General features: G+C 38.0%; 20 protein-coding genes. 10 read left to right on the forward strand and 10 right to left on the reverse strand.

Annotated features, from left to right (window positions below):
* Positions 1–239: 239 nt before the first annotated feature.
* The 6 genes from HBN50_RS08045 to HBN50_RS08070 all read left to right on the forward strand — a co-directional run bounded on the left by HBN50_RS08045 (position 240) and on the right by HBN50_RS08070 (position 4,494).
* Complete coding sequence (locus HBN50_RS08045; RefSeq protein WP_273869137.1) at positions 240–698, forward strand: hypothetical protein; 459 nt, start codon at positions 240–242, stop codon at positions 696–698.
* A gap of 282 nt (positions 699–980) precedes the next feature.
* Entirely contained in the window at positions 981–1,274 is a 294-nt protein-coding gene (locus tag HBN50_RS08050) for a hypothetical protein (RefSeq protein WP_273869138.1), read from the forward strand.
* Positions 1,275–1,604: 330 nt separating this feature from the next.
* Positions 1,605–2,291, forward strand: coding sequence for a hypothetical protein (locus HBN50_RS08055; RefSeq protein WP_273869140.1), 687 nt, complete (start codon positions 1,605–1,607; stop codon positions 2,289–2,291).
* Between the two features lie 20 nt (positions 2,292–2,311).
* Positions 2,312–3,010 (forward strand): hypothetical protein, encoded by a 699-nt coding sequence (locus tag HBN50_RS08060; protein ID WP_273869141.1) that lies wholly within the window; start codon positions 2,312–2,314, stop codon positions 3,008–3,010.
* A 261-nt stretch (positions 3,011–3,271) separates the two neighbouring features.
* Complete coding sequence (locus tag HBN50_RS08065) at positions 3,272–3,493, forward strand: hypothetical protein (RefSeq protein ID WP_273869142.1); 222 nt, start codon at positions 3,272–3,274, stop codon at positions 3,491–3,493.
* A 17-nt stretch (positions 3,494–3,510) separates the two neighbouring features.
* A complete protein-coding gene (locus HBN50_RS08070; protein ID WP_273869144.1) occupies positions 3,511–4,494 on the forward strand; it encodes a DUF6976 family protein in 984 nt (327 codons plus the stop codon).
* Between the two features lie 2 nt (positions 4,495–4,496).
* Here the strand turns inward: HBN50_RS08070 and HBN50_RS08075 are convergent, their stop codons facing one another.
* From HBN50_RS08075 to HBN50_RS08105, 7 genes are all read right to left on the reverse strand, one after another.
* Positions 4,497–6,305 carry an ABC transporter ATP-binding protein gene (locus HBN50_RS08075; RefSeq protein WP_273869145.1) on the reverse strand — a complete coding sequence of 603 codons (1,809 nt, stop codon included), beginning with the start codon at positions 6,303–6,305 and terminating at the stop codon, positions 4,497–4,499.
* Positions 6,298–7,971 carry an ABC transporter ATP-binding protein gene (locus HBN50_RS08080; protein ID WP_273869146.1) on the reverse strand — a complete coding sequence of 558 codons (1,674 nt, stop codon included), beginning with the start codon at positions 7,969–7,971 and terminating at the stop codon, positions 6,298–6,300. Before HBN50_RS08080 ends, HBN50_RS08075 begins: the two co-directional genes overlap by 8 nt.
* Before the next feature lie 64 nt (positions 7,972–8,035).
* A complete protein-coding gene (locus HBN50_RS08085; protein WP_273869147.1) occupies positions 8,036–9,061 on the reverse strand; it encodes a lipoate--protein ligase in 1,026 nt (341 codons plus the stop codon).
* 54 nt (positions 9,062–9,115) lie between these two features.
* Positions 9,116–10,051 (reverse strand): transglycosylase domain-containing protein, encoded by a 936-nt coding sequence (locus HBN50_RS08090; RefSeq protein ID WP_273869148.1) that lies wholly within the window; start codon positions 10,049–10,051, stop codon positions 9,116–9,118.
* Positions 10,052–10,138: 87 nt separating this feature from the next.
* Positions 10,139–10,486 (reverse strand): hypothetical protein, encoded by a 348-nt coding sequence (locus HBN50_RS08095; RefSeq protein WP_273869149.1) that lies wholly within the window; start codon positions 10,484–10,486, stop codon positions 10,139–10,141.
* A gap of 43 nt (positions 10,487–10,529) precedes the next feature.
* Positions 10,530–11,474: an HAD-IIIA family hydrolase gene (locus HBN50_RS08100; protein WP_273869151.1), complete on the reverse strand. Its 945-nt coding sequence runs from the start codon at positions 11,472–11,474 to the stop codon at positions 10,530–10,532.
* A gap of 8 nt (positions 11,475–11,482) precedes the next feature.
* A complete protein-coding gene (locus HBN50_RS08105; protein ID WP_273869153.1) occupies positions 11,483–12,505 on the reverse strand; it encodes a hypothetical protein in 1,023 nt (340 codons plus the stop codon).
* A 96-nt stretch (positions 12,506–12,601) separates the two neighbouring features.
* Between HBN50_RS08105 and HBN50_RS08110 the strand changes: the two genes are divergently transcribed.
* From HBN50_RS08110 to pyrF, 3 genes are all read left to right on the forward strand, one after another.
* The gene (locus tag HBN50_RS08110) at positions 12,602–13,567 is read left to right on the forward strand and encodes an aspartate carbamoyltransferase catalytic subunit (protein ID WP_273869154.1); all 966 of its coding nucleotides are present in this window, start codon (positions 12,602–12,604) and stop codon (positions 13,565–13,567) included.
* 93 nt (positions 13,568–13,660) lie between these two features.
* Positions 13,661–18,070, forward strand: a complete 4,410-nt coding sequence (gene carB, locus HBN50_RS08115; protein ID WP_273869155.1) for a carbamoyl-phosphate synthase large subunit — start codon at positions 13,661–13,663, stop codon at positions 18,068–18,070.
* Complete coding sequence (pyrF, locus tag HBN50_RS08120; RefSeq protein WP_273869157.1) at positions 18,067–18,771, forward strand: orotidine-5'-phosphate decarboxylase; 705 nt, start codon at positions 18,067–18,069, stop codon at positions 18,769–18,771. The genes carB and pyrF overlap by 4 nt, the downstream gene beginning before the upstream one ends.
* Here the strand turns inward: pyrF and HBN50_RS08125 are convergent.
* Complete coding sequence (locus tag HBN50_RS08125) at positions 18,766–20,064, reverse strand: inosine/guanosine kinase (RefSeq protein ID WP_273869158.1); 1,299 nt, start codon at positions 20,062–20,064, stop codon at positions 18,766–18,768. The genes pyrF and HBN50_RS08125 overlap by 6 nt on opposite strands.
* Positions 20,065–20,216: 152 nt before the next feature.
* Between HBN50_RS08125 and HBN50_RS08130 the strand changes: the two genes are divergently transcribed.
* Entirely contained in the window at positions 20,217–21,089 is an 873-nt protein-coding gene (locus tag HBN50_RS08130; protein WP_273869159.1) for a hypothetical protein, read from the forward strand.
* Here the strand turns inward: HBN50_RS08130 and HBN50_RS08135 are convergent.
* On the reverse strand, positions 21,086–21,319 hold the full coding sequence (locus tag HBN50_RS08135) for a hypothetical protein (protein WP_273869160.1): 234 nt from the start codon (positions 21,317–21,319) through the stop codon (positions 21,086–21,088). The two genes, HBN50_RS08130 and HBN50_RS08135, sit on opposite strands and share 4 nt — an antisense overlap.
* Positions 21,316–22,182, reverse strand: coding sequence for a ParA family protein (locus tag HBN50_RS08140; RefSeq protein WP_273869161.1), 867 nt, complete (start codon positions 22,180–22,182; stop codon positions 21,316–21,318). The genes HBN50_RS08135 and HBN50_RS08140 overlap by 4 nt, the downstream gene beginning before the upstream one ends.
* Between the last annotated feature and the right edge of the window lie 3 nt (positions 22,183–22,185).

Here is a 22,185-nt window from a genome sequence, read left to right on the forward strand (position 1 = left end):
AAACTCAAGCGGACTGGACACGTTCTAGCTTTATAAGAGACTACTCATTCATAGAGTGTACACTTTTTTACACCCTCTATATTGATTTCAAAACTAAACAAAATAAATAGCAAACTGAGAGGATGGGATTGTCGAACGATTAAAAACTATTAAGTTTAAAAAAGGAAATGAAAATGAAAAAAACATTATTAGGTTTATTTTTAATCACTAGTTTCTCTCAATAAGCTCTTGCTCATTCTATGCCAAAAACTGTAATAGCAGAGTCAGTTGAGTCCATTTTAATGGCACTATCTGAGAATTCGAGAAGCTTAATGATTACACTTAAGGAAAGGCCTACTGAAAAAAACATTACATCTTACATTCCCTTTAAAGGAAGAGGTGGAGATCCACGTCTAGTTGATAATGTTATCTCTCATGGTGCAGATTATGACCTTTATAACTTGAATTTAAGAGTCAACAATCCCGAAGATGGGCAAGACTATAATTTAAATTGTACGATCGTAACGACTGAATCAGACGAAATAGAACAAAGCTCAAATAAACTTAAATATACGACACGCCTATATGGTTGTTACATCGAGAGTGATTCTCCCGCGGCTGCTTTTAGTCATATGAATATTAATACAAACTTTCATCAAATTAGCCCAAACTTTAGTGAGGGTGTTGGTATGATTGAGTGGACACACGAGGAATACTAGTTTTTTACACCTCCTATATTGGTTTCTAAGCGAGATCAAAAAACTCTAGTTCTCAATCAATATATTGCTTATCAAGGCCGGCAATTTGTGAGCGGCTTTTGTATTTTTTAAGCCACTCTTAGAGTGCACATTATTTAAACACCCCTTATATTTATTTCGAAATTAAACAAAAAGTTCAATAAAACAGGCAAAATCTGAAGATACGAAGATAAAGACATATTAGATTTATAAGTAAAAATGCAAAAACAATTACGAAGAGAGCATGCCTCAAAGGAAATAATTATGAAAAAACTATTGATTGGATTAACACTTTTAACTTCAATGTCTTCTTTTGCGAAAGTAAATTATATGGAGTCTAATGATCTTGTTGTTTTCGATGAAGACACTGGAAATGCTCGACAAATAATTGTAAGAGGAGATTCTGCGAGCATGATTTATGAGTCATTGATTAATCAGAATAACGAAGAAAGAAAGACAGACTCTGAATTAAACGTTTCCGGAGAAAAAATGAGTTGTACAAAGTTTTTAAGCGGTGGAGAGACGACAAAGACCCTTTGTTCAATTGCAATAAAATAATTAATCTTAAAATAAGAAGAAGGCAAAAAGGCCGGCAATATACTACCGGCCTTTTTTTATTTTCACGTTCACTTTTTTCTATCTAGTGAAGTATCACTACTCATTTGCGATGCAATGTGTTTCACAAAAGAGAATATTCTATTTTATAGAATTTTTTAAGAATTTCTAAAAGCTCACATCGACTGCTTAAAAGTCCAAAATTCTAATGAAAAAAATCACTTCCTAGACTTTATCTTTTTTTCAACTCTAAACAAAAGAATCTTATTTTATGCGAAGCTCACAAGATAAAAGATATAGAAAAACTTTCGATCACCAACGAGGAGAGAATTAATGAAAAATTTAAGCGCTATAGTTTTACTTACAATGTCAATTACATCTTTTGCAAGCAATGGATCAGCACCAATTGATACGTGCCTTATGCAAGAAGGAAAAAGCACATTTTTTGGAAAATTAACAATGGAGTCAATGGAAAAAAGAATCCAAGTAGTTGACTCTTATGAAGGTAAAGAAGTCGATGGTTTAATTAAGGGAAAGAAAACTTATTATATTAAACTCGATAATCCAAACTTTATCAGAAATGATCTCGCACCAGGACCAACATTTAAAAAACAAATACTAGACAATGGACTAGAAATTAATAGAGGCACTACAAATAGCTTCTACAGAGTTGTGACTCAAGATGAAAGAGTAAAGGATGCTTTTGCGAGCAATAGCCTTACTTCATTTTGTACTCATGGTAGTGAGCTTTATGGGCACAATACAGTTACATCTGAAAATCATCCGTGGCTAAATAAAGCAAGAGGAGAAGAAGTTCTCAGAGACTTTGGAGTTCCAATGCTTTATCAAGTTGTTAAAAGTGCTGATGATATAGAGGCCCTAGAATGTAGAAGTGACTACGTCGTTGGATATACTCCAGAATCATTTGAGATGTATAATCTTTTTCACAAGAAAAGAAATTATGAAGCTTTATATTTTGATGGACAAAGAGTTGCTGCGACTTGTTCAAACGTACAATAATCATAAAGAAGGAAATCCTTATGAAAAAAATTGCACTCTCATTAGCTTTGATTACATCGTGTTCAGCTTTTGCAGCTGGTGAAAATAAAGCTATTGATAAACTATGCACCGAAAATAATAAAAGAGCAGAAGTGAATCTAGAAGACCAAGCGGTTATGGTTCTTAAAGAATGTAATCCTAATGGCGATGGAGCTTTTGGTTTTGGTTACGATCCAGAAAACTGCGAAGATGCTAAAGATAGATTGGTAAAAATGCACAATGAAAAGCATCGTGTCTATCTTGCTTTCATTGATAAAGACGATGACAATACAGACGCATTTTATTATGAATGTGAAAAAGATGTGTTCAAAATGAGAAGAACGACATTCACAGATGAACTTGACATTGAGGAAGATCATTCAGCGACATTAAAGTATCATTTAGAAAATGAAACAATGACGATGAAAAGTTCTAATGTAGAATACATCTTCAATTTAATGACAACGAAACACGAAGACAAGAACGTAGTTGTTTTTGCCAGAGATCTTTTTTCGGGAATCTATAAAGCGACTCTCATTGAAAATGGAATTGAAGAAGATCTAACAAAACATGCACGCACAAGCTTTTCCGATACTCTTTTTCAAGATGGTCATGAGCTTACTAATGAAAACGTGCTTGATACCTATCACAAACAGTATGTTGATTATCAAGCTTTACTCTCTGCTCTATCAAAAAAATAACGATTTAAATGGCCGTTTATCATTAAGCGGCCTTTCTTTTTAGCCCCTTAGTAAATTCACATCTTTTTATTGAATAGCACAAATTAGACACAGTTTTTCTATTCCCAATTCTCGTAAATAAATAAAACACTGGTTAATTTTTTGACCAACTTTTAACCGCTTATTTTAAAAATCTTAATTTTTTAAATTAACTCTTCCCTAGATTCTAAGTTGTTCGATAATCACAGCTCCAAAAACGATATTTATACAGGAGTACGTAGGATGATACCTTCACAAAGTGATCCTTGCTGGAAGAAGTTGATAGCAGGAACAGACGAATTTAGCTTTAACACACTTGCCACCAAGATGATGGTAACGAGAGTTAGGCAGATGTATCGAATGGATGGTGATGGCGCTCTGGCCGAAGCAACAAAGGTTGCTCGAGAGTTTTTTGAAAAGAATGCCAATATTGCAGGTCCAGATTTAGAACTTATTAAAGGTTAATGAGAAGGGAGAAAAAAATGAAAAGTTTATTATCGATTGAAGAAACCAAAGAATTAATTGAACAAGGAAAATCACTACTCATCGCAGCTGAAGAAGAACTCATTGCAAAACTTCCAAAGGGTAATTGGATAGCGGGAACTATCCCCTATTTTATGGGTGATGACGGCGGGATCATGAGTAAGGAAGTTCTTCAAGTTACTGTCCTTCCAGAGTTTTCGGCCCTCAATAAAATAAAGGCCTACTCCAAAGAAGAACTTAGCTCAATTCCAAAAGAGTATCCTGAAAATGGCGCAAGCTTCATCATTATTCCAGCGGCCAGTGAAGTACACCAAGAGTTTGCCAATAACTGTATTAGTTATGAAGGTATATTTGATAGACCCCTTGTTGGGTGGATTTCAGGTGTTGATCTCGCTGAACTAGGGAAGAAAACACCAAAAGTGATTAGCGGAGTAGATCTCAAATCATACGAAAACGAAGCTCTTGTTATGCACCTTGATCTTGAGGAGAAATACTTTGCTCAAGTAGATATTATCAACCTCTTTGAACAGTCTAAGGGCGATGTCATTCAATTTGAGAAAGTTGGATTTGAAGTGGATGAGTGCCTCGTTAATGGAGAAAAGAGAAATTTCTTTGACTATATTAAAGAAAAAGAAATCAATATTGAATCTCCTCTTGTGGCCAATTTCTCTGGGGCCATGGTCAATGTTTCTTTTCAGGCCCTCGATGAAGAAAATAAAAAAGTAGCTCTTTATGCACCAGTATTTGAAGGTATTGAATACAAAATCGCTAATTCTGTGGCCGATTATGAAAAAGAGTTTCAGGCCTACTTAGATGAAAAAAATATTGTTCCGGCCTTTAGCTGTAACTGTATCCTTAACTACCTCTATGCGAATTTAGAGGGAAAGAAAACAGGAAATATTAAAGGTCCAATTACATTTGGTGAGATTGCCTACATGCTTCTCAATCAGACGTTAGTTTATTTAAGTTTTGTCGAGAAGTAATCTTACGACTCTTCTCGTTTTTGGCCTGCTAGCTTAAGCTTATAGAAATATCCCTTCTCCTCTATAAGCTTGGCCGGTGGGCCCTTTTCAATGATCTCACCTTTTTCAAACACAAGCAGTTCATCACAATTTTCTATTGTCTCCAAACGGTGTGCAATCATCAATGTTGTGCGATCTTTCATAAGCTTTAAAAGTGCTGAGTGAATGATTTTCTCCATAGTTGGATCGATATTGGCCGTGGCCTCATCGAGAATCAGTATGGCCGGATCAGTGAGAAAAATACGACAAAGACAGATTAACTGTTTCTGACCAACACTTAAATTGGCCCCACCATCAAGTAAAAGGGAATCCAGCGTTAACGAAGACTCGCTCATTACCTTATGAAGACCCGTTTGCTTAGCAAGCCTTAGAATTTGCTCGTCTGTCTTTGCAGGATCAAGACTCAAATTCTGCCTTAATGTCCCTTGAAATATTATGGCATCTTGAGAGACGACACCAATTTGCGAGCGAAGTTTCGAGCGATCAAAACTTCTAAGGTCGTGGCCATCAATGAAAATAGCGCCCTTTTGAAATTCATAGAGTCTAGATAAAAGAGAAATTGTCGTCGTTTTTCCACAACCAGTTGTTCCAACGAGACCAACACATTTTCCCTTAGCAATATCAAAGGTAATATCCTTTAAGACCCACTTTTCAGCTTCATAGCTCATTGATACATTTTTAAATTCAATATGACCTTCAATCAAATTGTCTTTTAAAAGAATATCATTTCTTTTAAAAACAGTTTCCTCTGTATCAAACTCAAGAAAATTAGCAACTCTCTCAGCACTTGTGAAGGCCTGAAAGATAACGTGAATCTCACGAAAGAGATTCATAATAGGAAAGAAAAAGCGTTCACAATAACGAATAAATGCCACAAAGAGACCTACACTTAAAGTTCCCTCCAGCACTCTTGATCCTCCCATATAAGCAAGAACCAGAAGAGGTGCAGAACATAGAAGCGACAAAAGAGGCCTAGACCAAGAGTGCAGAAAGTTAGCTTCAAGAGAGGCCTTTATATGTTGATTAATTGTCCCTTGATATTTATTCATCGACCAGCCTTCAAGACCAAAACTTCTAATCACAGCAAGTCCATCGATGTACTCAGTGAGCTTTGAATTAATGTCGCTTGAAAGACGTGACATCTTACGGTTGATATTTTTAACTTTTGTTCGAGTTAAATAGACAAAAACGAGGGCCGGAAGTACTGAAGCAACTAGATAGAATGAAAGAGTCACATCCGTTGTAAACATCGCCACCATGGCCATAATCGCCATAAACGTTGATGAGACAAGTCTTCCAAGAGAACTTGTAAAAAACTCCTCGAGTCCTTCCACATCATGAGTCATCCTTGTAATCACTCGCCCCTGTGGCCAGCGATCAAAAAAACTCAAAGGCAGAGATTGAAGATGGGTAAAGAGTTTTTTTCTAATATTTAATATAACTAAACTTGCTCTTGTCGAAAGGATAAGGCGTCCATAGTAATTTGAAATAAGAGCAAAAATCTCTAAAAGAACAACCGAGATAGCAAGACTTGTGGCCTTTTTAGCATCGAGTTCCAAAAGACCTTTATCTACGAGCTCCCCCGTAAGACGACTAGATAAGAGAGAGAGAACGCTAAACGAGATAAGAATTACGAGGGCCAAGATTAAAAAGAGATAATTGCCCTTTGCAAATTTTAAGAGATACACTAAAGAGCGCCAATCACTCATCTTTTTCTTATTTTCATTTCTCTCGTCTTGATCATCGAGTGCGAGATATTGATTATTACTCATAGGACTTAAGCTCCAAAATATGATCGCAATACTTCAACGTTGAATCTCTATGAGCAACCCAAATAACAGTTGTCTCACTTAAAAATTCATCAATACGCTTAAGGATCTTCTCCTCTGTCACAGTATCAACGGCGCTTAAACAATCATCTAAAAGAAGAATTCTCGGTTTTCTTGCTAGAGCGCGCGCAAGGGACAAGCGTTGCTTTTGCCCACCAGAGAGATTAACTCCCCATTCACCGAGTGGAGTTAAAAGACCTTTCTCAAAGCGCTTAACATCTTCATCGAGTCCAGCTATTTTTAGGTATGACCAAATTTCTTCATCACTCATATCTCGATCCAGACTAACGTTTGCTCGAATGGTATCGGCAAAAAGAAATGGTCTTTGGTGAACATGGGCAATCACATCGCGAAGTGATTGGTGGGAATAGTGGTGAAATTCTTTTCCTTTAAAAAAGACTTTACCTGTATAATTTCTTTCTAAACCACTTAAGATATCTAGAAGTATACTTTTTCCACTTCCAATAGGACCTTTGATTCCCATGCGCTCTTTTGCGTGAACTTTAAAATTTAAATGCGAGATAACTTCTTCTTTTCCATCGGGAAAAGTGAAAGAGAGATCAACGATATCAAAAACAACATTATGCTTTTCTACATGATGGGCCTCTTTATAAAGAAAACTTTCTTTAGGGGCGTCATAAATATTATTTAAGCGCGAAAGACTGGCCATCCCCTTTCTCCACTCGGCAATGATATAGCCAAGCTCAATAAGAGGATCTTGGAGAATAAAGGCCAGACCGTTAATGGCCACAAAATCCCCGACACTCATTTGCCCTTCAAAAACCTGGTAAACACCATAGCTAAAGAGAACCACGTAAACGAGAATTGTGCTTAGTCCAATGAGAGGCATATAAAGAAGATTAGTCTTAACGGCCAAGATCCAAGTTTTACGATAGTGAGAGGCCCCTTGAACTAAGAACTCAGTCCAAAACCTTCCAAGCTCACTGAGCTTTTGTAAACGGATACTCCCAACTGATTGACTTACAAGCTCGTTAAAATCATCGAGACTCTCTTGCGCCTTCGTGTAGCGATTTACTTGCAACGTCGAAAGTTTCTTAACTGACCATGGAAGAAAACTCATCACCAAAAGACAGAGAATCGTAAATTTCCAACTGATCGTTAACATCGTTGCAATCGTAATAATGCCAAGAAAGATTACATCCATCATCCCAACAAGAGTGAAACCAAAAAGAAAGCGCGATACTGAAACATCGGAGTTTGCAGCATTCATAAGTTTTCCCTTGGTGTAGATCGTCTTTAGTTCATGACGTGGGAAATATCTGGCACTTTTCCAAACTTTTTCTTTTAAAAACCCGGCAGCATGGTGAGTCTGTCTGGCCAAAGTGAGACGCCACAGCATTCTTCCTAAGGTAAGAATTAATCTCGAGGCCAAAAGAACAAAGAAAAGGGCCATGAATTTATCATGCTTTGTTCCATCATAAGAGATGGGAAAGGTATTTTTTGTGAAGAGGTCTAAAAGCCAACCCATAGCGCGGGTAAAAAAGACCTGACAAATATTTGTCAAAAGAACCGAAAGAGCTCCGGCCAAATACCATGGCCATCTCTTTCGAACAAAATTTGTCCAAAGCTTATAATGAGGTAATTTCAAGGGGGATTCAAATTTTTTTAACACCTATAGAGTGTAGTCTTGGCCCCCTTTATCGACAAGAACTTTATTTAACTTGTAAAGAAAGCCAGTCTGAAAACTCTAAGAGATAATCACTAATCATTGGTAATTCTTCCATAACAAGTCCAACTGCTTTAGCGACGGCCTTAGGATCATAGGCAATATCACAAAGCTGCTGCTGAAGAAGTTCAATCATCTCTGGATGGAGTGAATCGGAGTAGATCTTAACTTGCTTGATCATTCCCTTGTGCGAATCCAAGTGAACTTCCATCGTTCCCCAGCTAAATCTCTCTTCCATAAAATGAGAAAATTTAGGGGTCTCACCAAAGCGCCAATTCCAATCTTTAAGCTTTTCATAGCGCTCCTGCAACTCAGGAATCTCTTTTAACGTCTCATAGCTTAGGTGCTCTACTTCAGCCTTTGCTCCATATTTAGATTGAAAACTTTCAATAATCGCCTGGCAGAGTTCGTCGTGATTCATCATTTCATTTTCTTGAACCAAGTTTGTCACACGTGCGCGAACGGATTTAATTCCTTTGGATTCAAGTTTTTTCTTATTAGGATTAAGGTATTTTGATAATTTAGTTAGATCGGCATCAATAAGAAGCGTTCCGTGGTGGAAGGCCCTATCTTTTGTTTCTTTAAAAGCACTACCTGATATCTTCTTTTCACCCTCATCAGTGAGAACAACCATATCGTTACGACCAGAGGCCTCACACTTAATGCCAAATTTGCTTAGAGCATCGATGATTATGGAGTTATTGGTATTTTTATCATAATGTTCTTTAGCATTTAAAAATGTGAAATTAGTATTTCCAAGATCATGGAAAACGGCACCACCGCCAGACTGTCTTCGAGCGAGTTTTATGCCATCCTCTTCCATTTTTTCGACATTGCACTCTGTCCATGGATTTTGAAAGCGCCCAATGACAACCGTATTTTCATTGCGCCAAAGAAAAAGTGTTGGGACAACGGGATTCATATCGCGAAAAAGCCAATCCTCTGTTGCGAGGTTAAACCAAGGATCAAAAGTATCGGCCATGAAAATTCTAATTTTAGTCTTTGTCGTCATAGAAACTCCCTACAGGATAATTTATAAGGAGCAAAACGGCTTGGCCAGTTAATGTTAATCTAAAGAGAACTCTTGATCTTTAATTTCAAATGCCTCATCGAGAGAATCATCATCGTATTCAATATTCTCTTTCACCACGGCATCAGGATCTTGAGCGTAATAGGCATCAAGCTCATTTCCATCGGAGAGAAGCTTTCTCTTAGAGTATTTGAACTTCTTCGAAGGAATGGCCTTTAGAGACTTTCTAAATAGATCGCGCGAGAGCCAATACTCAGCTTCCTTTGCGCTTAAGACTTTTGCTAGGCGCATTTTTTCTATAACGCTTGAAACGGTCTTTTTACCAAAATCAGTTAATTTTCTCTGTCTAAAAGACTCTCCATAACGAACGGGGCTTGGTAAGAGCATCGCCAAAAAAGCACTCTCTTTAGGATTAAGCTTACTAGGATGTTTATTAAAGTAATATGAAGAAGCACTTCTTAAACCATAAACCCCATCGCCCCATTGAGCAATGTTGAGATAAACTTCAAAGATTTTATCTTTAGATAATTCTCGTTCCATGTAAAGAGTGATGACGCTTTCTTTTAACTTGCGCCACAAGGTCTTTTTTGGAGTGAGAAAAACGTTTTTAACAACTTGTTGTGAAATCGTGGATGCCCCACGGACTCGCTTGCCAGCAATCCCCTCTTCAATGGCCTCTTGCAATTGATTGTAATCGAGCCCATCGTGTTCATAGAAGGCCCAATCCTCACTTAAAAGAATTGCCTTTTTTGCATAGACAGAGATCTTTTTAAGCTCTACCCAGTCGCGAGGTTTTTTACTCGTCACTTGGTAAGTGACTTTCTTTTTATCTGACTTATCAAAGGTTTTTTGTACATAGCCGCTTTTTAAAAGTTGGATTTCTTTTTTTGGAATGATCCCATTGAGATAAAACACAGGTAGTGCAATAAGAACAATTAAGATCAAAGTGAATAGGAGTACTTTTTTTGTCACAACTCCTCCCTAAGTAACAAAGCGCTCTCATTATATCAAAATGAAATGAGATAGGGAGAGAGATTGCAATATTTAAAGTATTTTTAGCTACTTATACTTAAAATAGAGGCTCGTAAGTCCTACAATTCCTTGTGTACAGACACTATTTAGACGAGAAATATTGAGAGTTTGATCCTTGTAATCCTCATCGCCAGCGAGTACATGCTCTCTCAGTTTTTTAACAGGAAGACATGAGTTCTTATTAACCTGATAGGAAAGATAATCGGGAATAGATAATTCTGGTGAATCAATTTGACGAATCAACTCATCCATAACTTTTTCGTTTTTATCAAAATGCATCAGAGCAGCTCTCTCTTTAAGTGAGAGATCTCTGGAATAGGCCTGAATGGCCACTGTAAGAAAAAATAAACATACGATGAAAAAAGCAAGCCTCATTTTTTACTCCATTAAAAAACTAACTTGACAAAAATAGTTCTTTTTAAACATTGTGCAGAGTTTGAAACAATAATTCAAGTCTCTTTTGCAACAAATCGTAATTATCGAAGCACTCGTTTTTTGCTGTTGATAAATCGTATTGTCTTATCATGTGAAAAACATTTCCGTGAAATGCTAAAAGATCATCACTAACCTTATCTCCAATCATCAAATTACCTGTAGAAAGAATCGGCATTTGTTGAAAGGCCTTTGAAACCATACCTGGATAGGGCTTACGCAGATGACTTTTTCGTCTATAGGCACCTTGCCCTTTTGTTTCGTGATAAGGAGACTGTAGCCAACTCTCAATCTCCACTCCTCTATCATAAAAGTATTGTTTCATCTTCTTATGAAGAGTATCGACATCCTCACTAGAATAATAACCTCGCGCTACGCCCGATTGATTGGTCACAACGCACAGAAAATAGTTTTGATCTTGAATATATTTTAAAAGAGGGATGATCTCATCGTAGAATGACATGGCCTCGAACTCATAGAGATAACTTCCATCGTGGTTTAAAATGCCATCGCGATCAAGAAATAAACAACTTCTGTAATCACTTTTAGAAACAAACTTCCCTTGGCGACCACTAGTGATTGGATTAAATTTCGAAGGTGTTTCTAAAAATGAAATCTCACAAAGATCAGTAAAGACAAAGGCGCCGATAAATTCGAAACCATCCACAGACTTATCTCTTGCTACGAGCTCATTTGACTCACTAAGTGTGTAAGGGCCAGATTCAGTTAATTCAATGAGACAACTTGCTCTGTCACACTTTTTTAAAACACTTGGATCAAAGTCTAGAAATGATAAATCCCTAAAAAGAACGCAGGGAAAATCTGATTCTGTTAAATCTTCTAAATTTTGAATGACTTTAATTGATTCAAATCCAAAAGACTTTAACTGTTGTTCAAAGAGAGGGTCACAATTTAATAATAGAGAGAGCATGTATTTGTTTATCCTTTGATTGAACAATTCACTTTATAGGAGGCCGTTGTGAATTTATTCATTGGCTTAATTCTAATTTGTAGCAAAGTGTCTCCAAGAGAGATTTCAAAAGAGCTAATATTCTCTTTAAGTGGCTTCAACTCAAGACCCTTAAGAGAGCTTGCCAGGTGATCAAAATCGTAAACGTGCACACTGTGAAAGTGATAACGACTAAGATTTCCCTCTCTTTGTTTTTGAGAGTGAAAACATGTGGCCTGAATGATATTGGGATCGGCAAGTCCCATCAAAGGCCAAAGGCTACTTGCAAATTTCTCTTGATCGATGGCCTGTAATTTCTGCGTTAACTCATAGAGCTTTTGATTGATTTTGTAATAGGAGTTTAAAACAACCGATTGCATGGTCTTATCAAGTTGACCAGGAAGCTCGCTGAATCCCGCTTCTGTCCATGAACTATCGAAACGACCTTTAAAATCAAGTTCATTCATTTCATAGAGTTCATGACCCATTTGCAAAAAACATTCATCGACAGAGTCTGTGAATTCTTTTTGAAATTCTTTGGCCTCATCAAAGCGAGAAAAGTATTTGCTGATAAAACTTTTAAGTCCTGCGGACTTAGTATTAACATAAGCGCCACCTTTACATAGCTTTAAACTAATAGGGATGACTTGCTCTTTTTTTATAACAAGAAGATCAGCTTCTCCAAAGCGATCATCATGACTGCCTCCTGCACTCTTTCCCATTACCAGTATATTATCGACACCTTCACCCACACGCTTTGAAAGGGACAGGGCCGTCTTTTCACAAAGGGCAGGTAAGGCCTTCAATAATTCAGAGTCATTGAGTCGAAGCCATGTTTCGTACTCACTAAATTGCTTCTTTATCTCTCCTCCAAAAGAAGTGATAAAGGCCTTCTCACATCCCTTAAGCCTCGAAAGATAGGCGGCCACTAAATACTCAAATAAATTACCCTTAATTTCATTGAGTAGTGCCTCTTTTTGGGATGTTGTGTCTGTTGAATTGTAAGTTCTCATGATTTTAAAAAAAGTGTTTGGCTAAAAGATTTTATTGATTTACGATAATTATCAGGTTTACTTTTACACAATTAAGTGAAGTTGGAAAGGACGAGTATGTTAAACTTCCCTTCCATTTTTGAGAGCGTAAGTGATCTGGACAAAGGACAGATCGATGCCTTATTGCTTCTGGCCCACAAATTCAAAAATCGCGTGAGCCACACTACAGACTTCACCAAGGCTAAACCTACCATCTGCACTCTCTTTCTCGAAAATTCAACCAGGACAAAGCACTCATTTCAAATGGCCTCGGAACATCTGGGCGGTTACTTCTTTGATTTTGACGTCAAGTCCTCAAGCTTTAGTAAAGGCGAAAATCTCGAGGAGACTCTCTTAACACTCAAGTGTCAGGGAGTTGATCTTTGTATTATAAGAAGTAATGAAAACAACCACTTAGAAAGACTGAAGGCCGCCCCTCCCCTAAGGATTATCAACGGCGGCGACGGAACTAACGAACACCCTACCCAGGCCCTTTTAGACCTCTTCACAATGCAAGAAATCGAAGGCGATCTAAATGGGAAGCGCGTGTGTATTGTAGGCGATTCTAATCACTCGCGAGTAGCGAATTCTCTTATAAAGCTCCTTCCTCTCTATGGCGTTGAAGTTTCACTTGCAGGGCCAAAAGAGTTTGCTGATCAATGCGCAAAGAAGCATGGTTTAAAACATTTTGAAAAATCGAGTGAGTACCTAAAAGAGTGCGATATTGTTTACCTCTTAAGAGCACAGCTTGAACGTCACACGACAGGTGATAAAGCCGCACATCAAAACTTATTAATCTCTTATAATAAAGACTACGGACTAAATTCACAGGCATTGAAAGAGGCCGGGACAAATCAGAGTATTTACCACCCTGGCCCATGTAATATCGGTATCGAACTTACTCATGAGCTTATGAGAACTTCTTCTTATAAAGGTTATGAGCAAGTGAAGCACTCAATTTTTATGAGAATGGCCATTATTCAGTCCATTCTACAAAACGGAGATAAGAACGTTGGCAAATTTACGAATTTATCGACCAACTAAAATTTATCACTCATTGTATACTTGTCTTCATTCAATAGACTCTTTCCCTTTATTTTTCCCCATATTCAAACTTAACTTACAGCAGGACATTCTATGAACGAATTGGATTTTCAAAAAAGTCTTAAAAACACGCGTGCCTTTTTACACTTTAAAGATGGAACTAAGTTTCAGGGTTGGCTCAATATTGAGTCCGATGATCCAAGAATCAAAAATGGAATTTTCGCTGAAGCGGCCTTCACAACAGGAATGAGTGGTTATCAAGAAACGGCCACAGACCCAAGCTTTCTAGGTCAATTTATTATTTATACCAATGCCCATATTGGACAATACCCTTCTAACAAACAATGGGAACAATCTCAGTCTATTCATGCTAAAGCGTTAATTGCTCGTAACTTTTCTGCCAACGACTTTCTTTTAAAATGCGATGTCCCACTCTTTTCAGGGCTCGATACGAGAAGTCTTGTTCGCTACATTTCAACAGTGAGTGAGGATCAAAGAGCAATACTCACTTTGAGCGAACAAGCACCTAGCGAAAATGAATTCATCGATCGCATGCTTGAGTGTAACCAATTAAATAAAGTCAGCATAAAGGAAAAAAAGACAATCATTGAAGGAGAAAGGCCAATTGCTCTTATAGACTATGGAGTAAAAAATGGCATAATCGAACATTTAAAGCAAATAGGGCTTCCACTCATTCAACTTCCCTATAATTCAAGTTCAAAAGAAGTTCTCTCTCACAATCCAAGATTGATTTTTCTATCTAATGGACCAGGGGATCCTAAAGAGTATTACGATCAAATAGAAGTCGTTAAAGAGCTGTTGGAATCAAAAATACCTATTCGAGGAATTTGTCTTGGTCACCAACTTCTCACTCTTGCTCTAGGCGCGAAAACCATTAAACTCCCTTTTGGACAAAGGGGCGCAAATCATCCTGTGCTTGATCATACAAATGGGGAGATTCTTATTACATCTCAAAACCATGGTTATGCCAGTGACGAGAAATCCCTCCTGGATATAAAAAATTCTAATCCACTTGGAACAACTCTTCATATAAGTGCTAGAAGTTTATTTGATAAATCAGTTGAAGCGCTCTCAAGTGATGACCACCTAGTTAAATCTGTTCAATATCATCCAGAGGCCAATCCAGGACCTCTCGATGGGGCAAAGTTTTTTAGTGAAATTAAAGATTATCTTGAAAATGGAGCTAAAGAAAAACTCCCTGAAGATCTTTTACACCCACTAAAAGATCTTGAAGAAAAGAAAACCTACCATGGAGAAATTAAAAAGATTCTTCTCATAGGTTCCGGTCCAATTAAGATTGGTCAAGCGAGTGAATTTGATTACTCAGGTACTCAGGCGCTAAAAAGTCTCAAAGAAATCGGGCTAAGTGTAGTTCTTCTCAATTCAAATCCGGCCACCATTATGACCGACCCGAATATGGCCGATGCAACTTATATTGAGCCAATTACAAAAGAGACGATCATAAAGATTATAGAAAAAGAAAATGTCGATGCCCTCCTCTCAACAATGGGTGGACAAACGGCACTCAACTTGTGTGTTGAGCTTGAAAAAGAAGGACTTTTAAAAGAGAGAAACGTCACGCTTTTAGGGGCCAATGTCGATACAATTGAAAAGACAGAAGACCGTGAGCTCTTTGCAAAAGAGCTCGACGGTCTAGGCTATGCGACAGGAAAACGCTTTAGAGCAAAATCAAGACAAGAGGCCCTTAGTCTTTCAAAATCAAAAGTGGGCTTTCCACTCATTATTAGAAGAGACTTCGCCCTTGGAGGAAAAGGTGCGGCCCTTGTTCATGAAATATCAGAACTTGAAGAAGTTTTAGATGGTGATATCAAGTATCCAATCACCATGGAAAAATCTCTTTTAGGATGGAAAGAAGTTGAACTTGAAGTCATGGTTGATAGAGAAAAAAATGGACTTGTTATCTGCTCCATTGAAAATGTGGACCCCTGTGGAATTCACACAGGTGACTCTATAACCGTTGCTCCGGCCCAAACGATTAGTGATTACTGCTATCAAAAACTAAGAACAATGTCTCTTACCATCGCAAAACATATGAATGTCGTTGCAGGGGGGGCCAATGTACAATTTGCCATAAACCCTCTTGATGAAGATGATATTATTGTCATCGAAATGAACCCTAGAGTCTCTAGATCATCAGCACTTGCCTCAAAGGCCACGGGTTATCCCATTGCAAAGATCTCAGCACAACTTGCCGTTGGATACACACTTAAAGAAATTTTAAACGATATCACAAGAAACTCTCCCGTGGCCTTTGAACCAACACTTGATTATGTCGCCGTTAAAATTCCCATTTTTCCTTTTAATAAATTTCCGACAAGTTCTAAAACACTCGGTCCTCAAATGAGATCTGTTGGAGAAGTCTTGGCCTTAGGCTCAAGTTTTAACGAGGCCTATATGAAGGCCTTAAGATCAACTGAATTAGGTCTTGAAATTCCTCAACTATCAAATCTGAAATCATCTCCGACAGTTATTGATGAAGCTTATCTTGAAAAGAGGCTACAAACAGCAAACGAGCTCTCCCTTCTCACAGTAATGGAGGCGCTTAGAATAGGAATGGATAAAGAAAGAATTTGTGAACTCTCCAATATGACTGCTTGGTTTGTTGATCAAATGGAAATTCTAACATCCAAGGAAAATGAAATTGAACAAGACAAGGCCATTACAGTTGATAAAATTCGCTCTTTAAAAGAGCTTGGTTTTTCTGATAAACATATTGCCCTAAAGTGCGACAAGGGACTTAGTGACATTCTCTCTTTTCGCTACAAGCACAATATAGTTCCCGTTTATAAGGCCGTTGATACTTGCTCTGGAGAATTTGCCGCTAAAACGCCGTATTTCTACTCCACTTATCAAGTTGAAAATGAGGCCATCTCCTTATCTAAGAGCGACAAGAGTGTCGCCATTTTCGGATCGGGGCCAAATCGAATTGGGCAGGGAATTGAATTTGATTATTCCTGTGTAAAAAGTTGCACGCACCTTAGAGAAAATAGCATTAAAGCAATTATGATTAACTCAAATCCAGAAACAGTTAGCACAGATTATGACAGCTCAGATAGACTTTATCTCTCCCCGCTTTTTAGTGAGGATCTCTTTGACATTCTCTTCAACGAAAAGCCCATGGGAGTGATCAGTTCTTTTTCTGGTCAAACAGGAATTAATATCAGAGAACATTTAGAAGCGGAATTTCGAAAAGAAATCTTTGACATTAACTTCTATGGACCAAGCCTTGATCTTCTCGATTTAACAGAAGATAGAAAACGCTTTTACGAGATTACAAAGAAAGTTCCTCTTTCGCATACCAAATCTAAAGAAGTCGCTGGCCATAAAAAAGTTGTCAACGCCATGATCGAGATTGGGCTTCCTATCATCATTAGACCAAGCTATGTCATCGGTGGAGAGAGTATGTATATCTTTCACCAGCATAGCGAGATCGAGAATTTACCAGAAACGCTAAAAGAACAACTTCACCACTCTTCCACTCTCTTTCAAGTAGAAACCTATCTGGATGGAGCACTGGAGTACGACGTTGATCTCATTAGAGATCACAAAGGCCATACTATTTTTACTGTGTGTGAACACATTGAACATGCAGGAGTTCACTCGGGAGATTCAGGAATGATCTCACCTCCAGTGCAACTTACATCAAAGATGTATAAAAAAATGAAAGAAATCTCTATTGCCCTAGCTAACGAACTCGATGTCATAGGACCTATTAATTTTCAATATGCTGTTAAAGGTGAAGAGATCTATTGTATCGAGGCCAATCCACGCGGTTCAAGAACAATTCCTTTTCTTTCAAAAGCGGCCAATAAGAACCTTGCGGCCCTAGCAACTGATGCCCTTCTTGGAAAGGAAATTGATAATTATGATCGAGAGAAGGCCAAATACTTCTGCGTCAAACAATCAACATTTCCTTTTGATCGCTTCGTTCAAGACAATATCATTCTAGGACCTAAAATGAGATCAACTGGTGAAACTCTAGGAATTGATTCCGATAAAGATCACGCCATCTTAAAATCTTATCTTGGAAATTACCCTGGCATTCATGAGCCAGGAGAGATCCTCTTTTCTCTTGCTGACAAGAATAAAGTGCAGGTTCTTCCCTACTTGAAAATGCTTAAGATGCTAGGCTATGAATTCATTGCCACACCAGGAACGTGGGAGTACATAAAAAAACAAGGCCTATCATGTAAGAGAGTTTGCAAGATTGGCCAACTTGAAGGTGTTCAGATGGGAGAGGTTTTAAAGAGTGATCGCTTGAAAATGGTCTTTAATACTCCTGAAAATCAAGGACAGTCAAAATCTGATGGCGAATTCATTCGAAATTCGGCAATCCAATATGGTGTTCCTTGCTTTACAAGACCAGAAAATATCATTGCCGTCATTGAGTCGATCGTTGGCTCGAGTGATAAAGAGCTTGCTCCAGTGAGTTTACAAGAAGTTATTAGGGAGGCTAAATGATGAATCGAATCATCGTTGCCCTTGATGGTATGAGTAAAGAGCAAATATTTACTTATCTCGATGAGATAAAGGGTGAGATCAATTTTGTTAAGATTGGAATGGAGGCCTATTATAAATATGGCCGAGAATTACTCATTGAAATTAAGAATCGATATGATGTAAGTCTTTTTCTCGATTTAAAACTTCACGATATTCCCAATACAGTGAAAGGGGCCATACGCTCGCTTGAAGGTCTCCCAATAGAGTTTCTAACAGTTCATCTACAAGGTGGAAAGAATATGCTTAGAGAGGCCAAGAAACAAAAAGACATCTCCCTTCCACGGACAAAATTACTTGGAGTCAGTTACCTAACAAGCTTAGATGAACAGGACTTTTTAGAAATCTGGAATACAGAAAAAGAGGATATTGAAGACTCATTTATAAGACTTTTTAAAATTGCCGAGGATTGTAAACTCGAGGGTATTGTTTGCTCGGCCGTTGAGGCCACTCTGGTTAAAGAGAGATTTAATCTTCAAGTCATTAGCCCAGGGATTAGATTAAGAGATGATTTAAAGGCCAATAAGATTGGTGATCAAAGGCGCGTGCTTTGTGCTAAGGACGCTTTAAGCAGAGGTTGTGATTATCTGGTGATTGGACGCTCCTTAACAACTAAAGAGCGCCCTTACAAAGAGAGTCTTAGTCTCCTAAAAAAAGAATTATAACTCCCAATACGATTCCTCGAGGCTTTCTTCTTTTTGAGGAAGGCCTTGAGAGAGTCTTGGCGAATTTTGCTTTAAAACTTCATAACTAGCACGGTTGGCGTACTTACAAATTTGGTGAATGGAAGAATAAGTTAAATAATTTGACTTATGCTTCGGTGAATTTGGAAGAACCATCTGATGATAAACATTAGCAGCGACATCGTGTAGAAGTGCAGACAAGGCAGCATCTCCTGCTCCATTTGTATTTAAGATCTCGCCAGGACCACCCATATATGGGTTAATATGGGTATAGATTTTAATTGGTTTTTCACAATCAGACTTTTTCTGCGCTCTTGAATACTCATGCAAATTATATTCAGCAATAGATTTAGTATGAATCATATCTTTTGTTTCACGAGCATTTTTTTCATCGACATAAGAAGCGATATAGAGGCCTCTTTTACCTACGGTTAAGAGGATCATATCCGTATATTCGAGAACCTTTTCACAAGATAAAAGTGGGTCGTCAATTCCCGTAAGAGCGTGGGCCTCTTGCTCGTTCATTGCAACAATGGTTGCATATTCATTGATAAAATCGAGAAATTCTTCCTTTCTTCCCTCGATGAGAAAGCTCGTACCAAGGGCGAAGACGACAGGTACATTATTTTCCTTAGCAATTTTACAGGCCTTGAGAGTCGATTGATACATTGGCGACTCTTTGTCTCTAAGTAAAAAGGCCGTTACTAAAAGGGCACTTGATCTAGCGACAACTTCCTCTGGAATAAATTCTTCTTTAAGCTCATTCATGATCCCCTTACCAATGGCAAAGGTTCTTTCTTTATCTGGAGTTAAAAAACACATGGCCCTTCCCATGTGACCCTGACAAGGTTGGAGATAGTTAAAGTCGACTTTTGAAGAAGTTGAACAAATATACTTAAAAGCATAGTCTCCAACTCGGATATTCTCGCAAATTGTTCCAAGAGCAACAGAGCGATCATCAGTTAAAACACAATAATTATGAAGTGTATTACCAACGGCTCCACCAGCATACTCACCAATAATTCGATCTTCTTTTTTCATCTTCCAATAGATCTCTTCAACAATATCGCTATCCAAAACGACAGACTCTCCTTTTGGAATAGAATATTTTTCAAGAAATTCATCATCCACTTCTACTTCAATATCAACGAGAAGTTGGTCAATACCAACGATATAGACGTTCTCTTTCTTTGAGAAATCGACTTCAAATGGCATACGTCCTTCAGTTTCGACGGGAAAGTAATGTTTAGTTTTTCTCTTACCTGGAAATTTCATATAGGCCTCTATAACTTAATTTGTAGATAGGCCAAGCATACGGCGGAGTCAGATTTAACTCAAGTTCTCTATGATATTTTTACACTGATTTCACCACTGATAAGAAAATGCCTAACCTAGTAAAATAATTGATTATTTTTTATAATAATCATATGAAAAAATTATGTTTATCGCTTATCTTAGCGCTTGTTTCCTTTCATGTTTTCGCTGCCAAACTGGCGACAGTCGTATCGAGCAAGGCCATCATCTATGCCGATATCGAGATGACTAGCCCAATAGGGTTTGTTAGCTATGGAAAAAAAATCAAAGTGGGCTCTAGCTCTCTTAGAAATGCAGAGATTTACCCCGTTTCAGTGGCCGGAAGAATTGCCTATATCAAGGCTAAAGATGTCAAAGTTGGAGATGAAATAAGTGATGTCAATGAGACAGGACACAGAAAGATTAGAGAGCACGATGTCGATGAACTCTTTAAAACGGATATTGATAAACTCTCTGAGAATAACTTTGTTTCCCTTTCTCTTGGAAGCGTTGGACTAGGATCTCAGTGGGAAGAGGTTTCCAACTCCTACAATGAAACGGCATCCTCGGCAACAAGCTACTCTCTTTCAATCGATCACCGTGCGCCTGAAGCAAAATGGGGCTTTGGACTTGGAGTCACATTCATGCAAGTTAAGCAAGAAGAGCTCAGCATGAAGACTCTTACCATTGATGGAATTCTTGGAAGAAATATCTTTTTTACGAACTTCATTTCTCTTGAAATTAATGGAACAATCAACCTGAGTGGAGATATTCAATTTAAAGATCCTAATAGTGATGCAAGTTTCAATCGAGGGGTTCTCTTTGGAGGCTCAATCGGTGCGACAGCTAGACTTTTTCCCGCATCAAAATGGGGGGCCTTTGCTCATACTGCCATGTACAGCTATAGCGTAAAGGAACTCGATGCCTTTGACTCAGATGAAGGTGAGCTTGAGTTAACAGGACTTAGTGGCATAAAAATGTCTATTGGAATTAGCTACAAACTCTAGGCCAGAGAAGGAAAGAGCTTCGTAATTTTGGCCACAAGATTATCGATAAACTCTTGAATCACTAGGAGCATGGCATAGCTATTCACTTGCTCAAAAAGACTCTTCAAAAGTTCATTAAAGATATCAATAATAGGCCCAAGTCCAAGCTTCTTAACGATAACTTCGAAAAAGTTGGCAACTTGTTCCACATCTTTTCCGTTATTTGTTACAACATATAAAGGGTTTTTCATCTTGCCCACTCCTCAATGACATTTGCTAATTTATCGAAACTTTCTTGAAGAGGCCTAAATTCTTTTGACTGAAAGCTATAGATTGACTTTCTCTGCCCAAGGGCCTTCACAAGTTGCGCTCTATTGTAAATCGGCTCCATGACCAGATTTTCCTCCAATCCAGAAACAATGGTCGAGAGATCCATCTCCTCTTGCTTTCTTCTCGCATCCACAAGATTTGGCACGTGAGCAATAATCTTAGGAACTTCTACGACACCCATATCCTCAATATTTTCAAGCACATCATTTAAAGCGAGAAGACCCTTTCTCGAAAAATCATCTGGTCTAAAAGGTACAATCACTCCATCACTTGCACAGAGAGAGTTAATGACAAGCAAACCAAGAGTTGGAGGGCAATCGATGATAATATAATCATAAAGAGTATTTAGAGCATTCTTTTCGATAAACCTTTTTAAAATAAGCTGTCTAGGCGAAGAGATGGCGGCCACCGTTAATTCAAAACCTGAGAGATCCCCACTTGCCGGAAGAATATCAATTCCATCTTTTTCTGTAAGTAGATCACTTACAAGGCAAGAGCTGTGTAGTCCTCTAAGTTCGCGCACAGAATTTAAAAGGAGGTTATATAGTGAATATCCTTGGAGTTCATCTATTCCAAAAAGATGGCTGAGATTGGCCTGTGGATCGAGATCCAGACAAAGAACTCTCTTTCCCTGCTCTTTTAGTGCATAGGCCGTATTGAAAGCAAGCGTTGTTTTCCCAACACCACCCTTTTGATTTAAAAAAGAGATAACCTTCCCCATCTTCTTTTGGTCAAGATCGGAATTGGCTTCATTTGTTTCTCGGTTTTTAAAAAATAGACCCATAAA

Source organism: Halobacteriovorax sp. GB3, assembly GCF_028649655.1.
In the GTDB taxonomy this organism is placed as follows: domain Bacteria; phylum Bdellovibrionota; class Bacteriovoracia; order Bacteriovoracales; family Bacteriovoracaceae; genus BSW11-IV.

What these genes read in the sequence shown, in the direction of transcription:
- carB (WP_273869155.1), top strand. Translation starts at nt 13,661, where the DNA reads ATGAACGAATTGGATTTTCAAAAAAGTCTTAAAAACACGCGTGCCTTT.
- HBN50_RS08070 (WP_273869144.1), top strand. Translation starts at nt 3,511, where the DNA reads ATGAAAAGTTTATTATCGATTGAAGAAACCAAAGAATTAATTGAACAA.
- HBN50_RS08130 (WP_273869159.1), top strand. Translation starts at nt 20,217, where the DNA reads ATGAAAAAATTATGTTTATCGCTTATCTTAGCGCTTGTTTCCTTTCAT.
- HBN50_RS08045 (WP_273869137.1), top strand. Translation starts at nt 240, where the DNA reads ATGCCAAAAACTGTAATAGCAGAGTCAGTTGAGTCCATTTTAATGGCA.
- HBN50_RS08060 (WP_273869141.1), top strand. Translation starts at nt 2,312, where the DNA reads ATGAAAAAAATTGCACTCTCATTAGCTTTGATTACATCGTGTTCAGCT.
- HBN50_RS08055 (WP_273869140.1), top strand. Translation starts at nt 1,605, where the DNA reads ATGAAAAATTTAAGCGCTATAGTTTTACTTACAATGTCAATTACATCT.
- HBN50_RS08140 (WP_273869161.1), bottom strand. Translation starts at nt 22,182, where the DNA reads ATGGGTCTATTTTTTAAAAACCGAGAAACAAATGAAGCCAATTCCGAT.
- HBN50_RS08075 (WP_273869145.1), bottom strand. Translation starts at nt 6,305, where the DNA reads ATGAGTAATAATCAATATCTCGCACTCGATGATCAAGACGAGAGAAAT.
- HBN50_RS08110 (WP_273869154.1), top strand. Translation starts at nt 12,602, where the DNA reads ATGTTAAACTTCCCTTCCATTTTTGAGAGCGTAAGTGATCTGGACAAA.
- HBN50_RS08100 (WP_273869151.1), bottom strand. Translation starts at nt 11,474, where the DNA reads ATGCTCTCTCTATTATTAAATTGTGACCCTCTCTTTGAACAACAGTTA.
- HBN50_RS08105 (WP_273869153.1), bottom strand. Translation starts at nt 12,505, where the DNA reads ATGAGAACTTACAATTCAACAGACACAACATCCCAAAAAGAGGCACTA.
- pyrF (WP_273869157.1), top strand. Translation starts at nt 18,067, where the DNA reads ATGATGAATCGAATCATCGTTGCCCTTGATGGTATGAGTAAAGAGCAA.
- HBN50_RS08125 (WP_273869158.1), bottom strand. Translation starts at nt 20,064, where the DNA reads ATGAAATTTCCAGGTAAGAGAAAAACTAAACATTACTTTCCCGTCGAA.
- HBN50_RS08065 (WP_273869142.1), top strand. Translation starts at nt 3,272, where the DNA reads ATGATACCTTCACAAAGTGATCCTTGCTGGAAGAAGTTGATAGCAGGA.
- HBN50_RS08085 (WP_273869147.1), bottom strand. Translation starts at nt 9,061, where the DNA reads ATGACGACAAAGACTAAAATTAGAATTTTCATGGCCGATACTTTTGAT.
- HBN50_RS08050 (WP_273869138.1), top strand. Translation starts at nt 981, where the DNA reads ATGAAAAAACTATTGATTGGATTAACACTTTTAACTTCAATGTCTTCT.
- HBN50_RS08095 (WP_273869149.1), bottom strand. Translation starts at nt 10,486, where the DNA reads ATGAGGCTTGCTTTTTTCATCGTATGTTTATTTTTTCTTACAGTGGCC.
- HBN50_RS08135 (WP_273869160.1), bottom strand. Translation starts at nt 21,319, where the DNA reads ATGAAAAACCCTTTATATGTTGTAACAAATAACGGAAAAGATGTGGAA.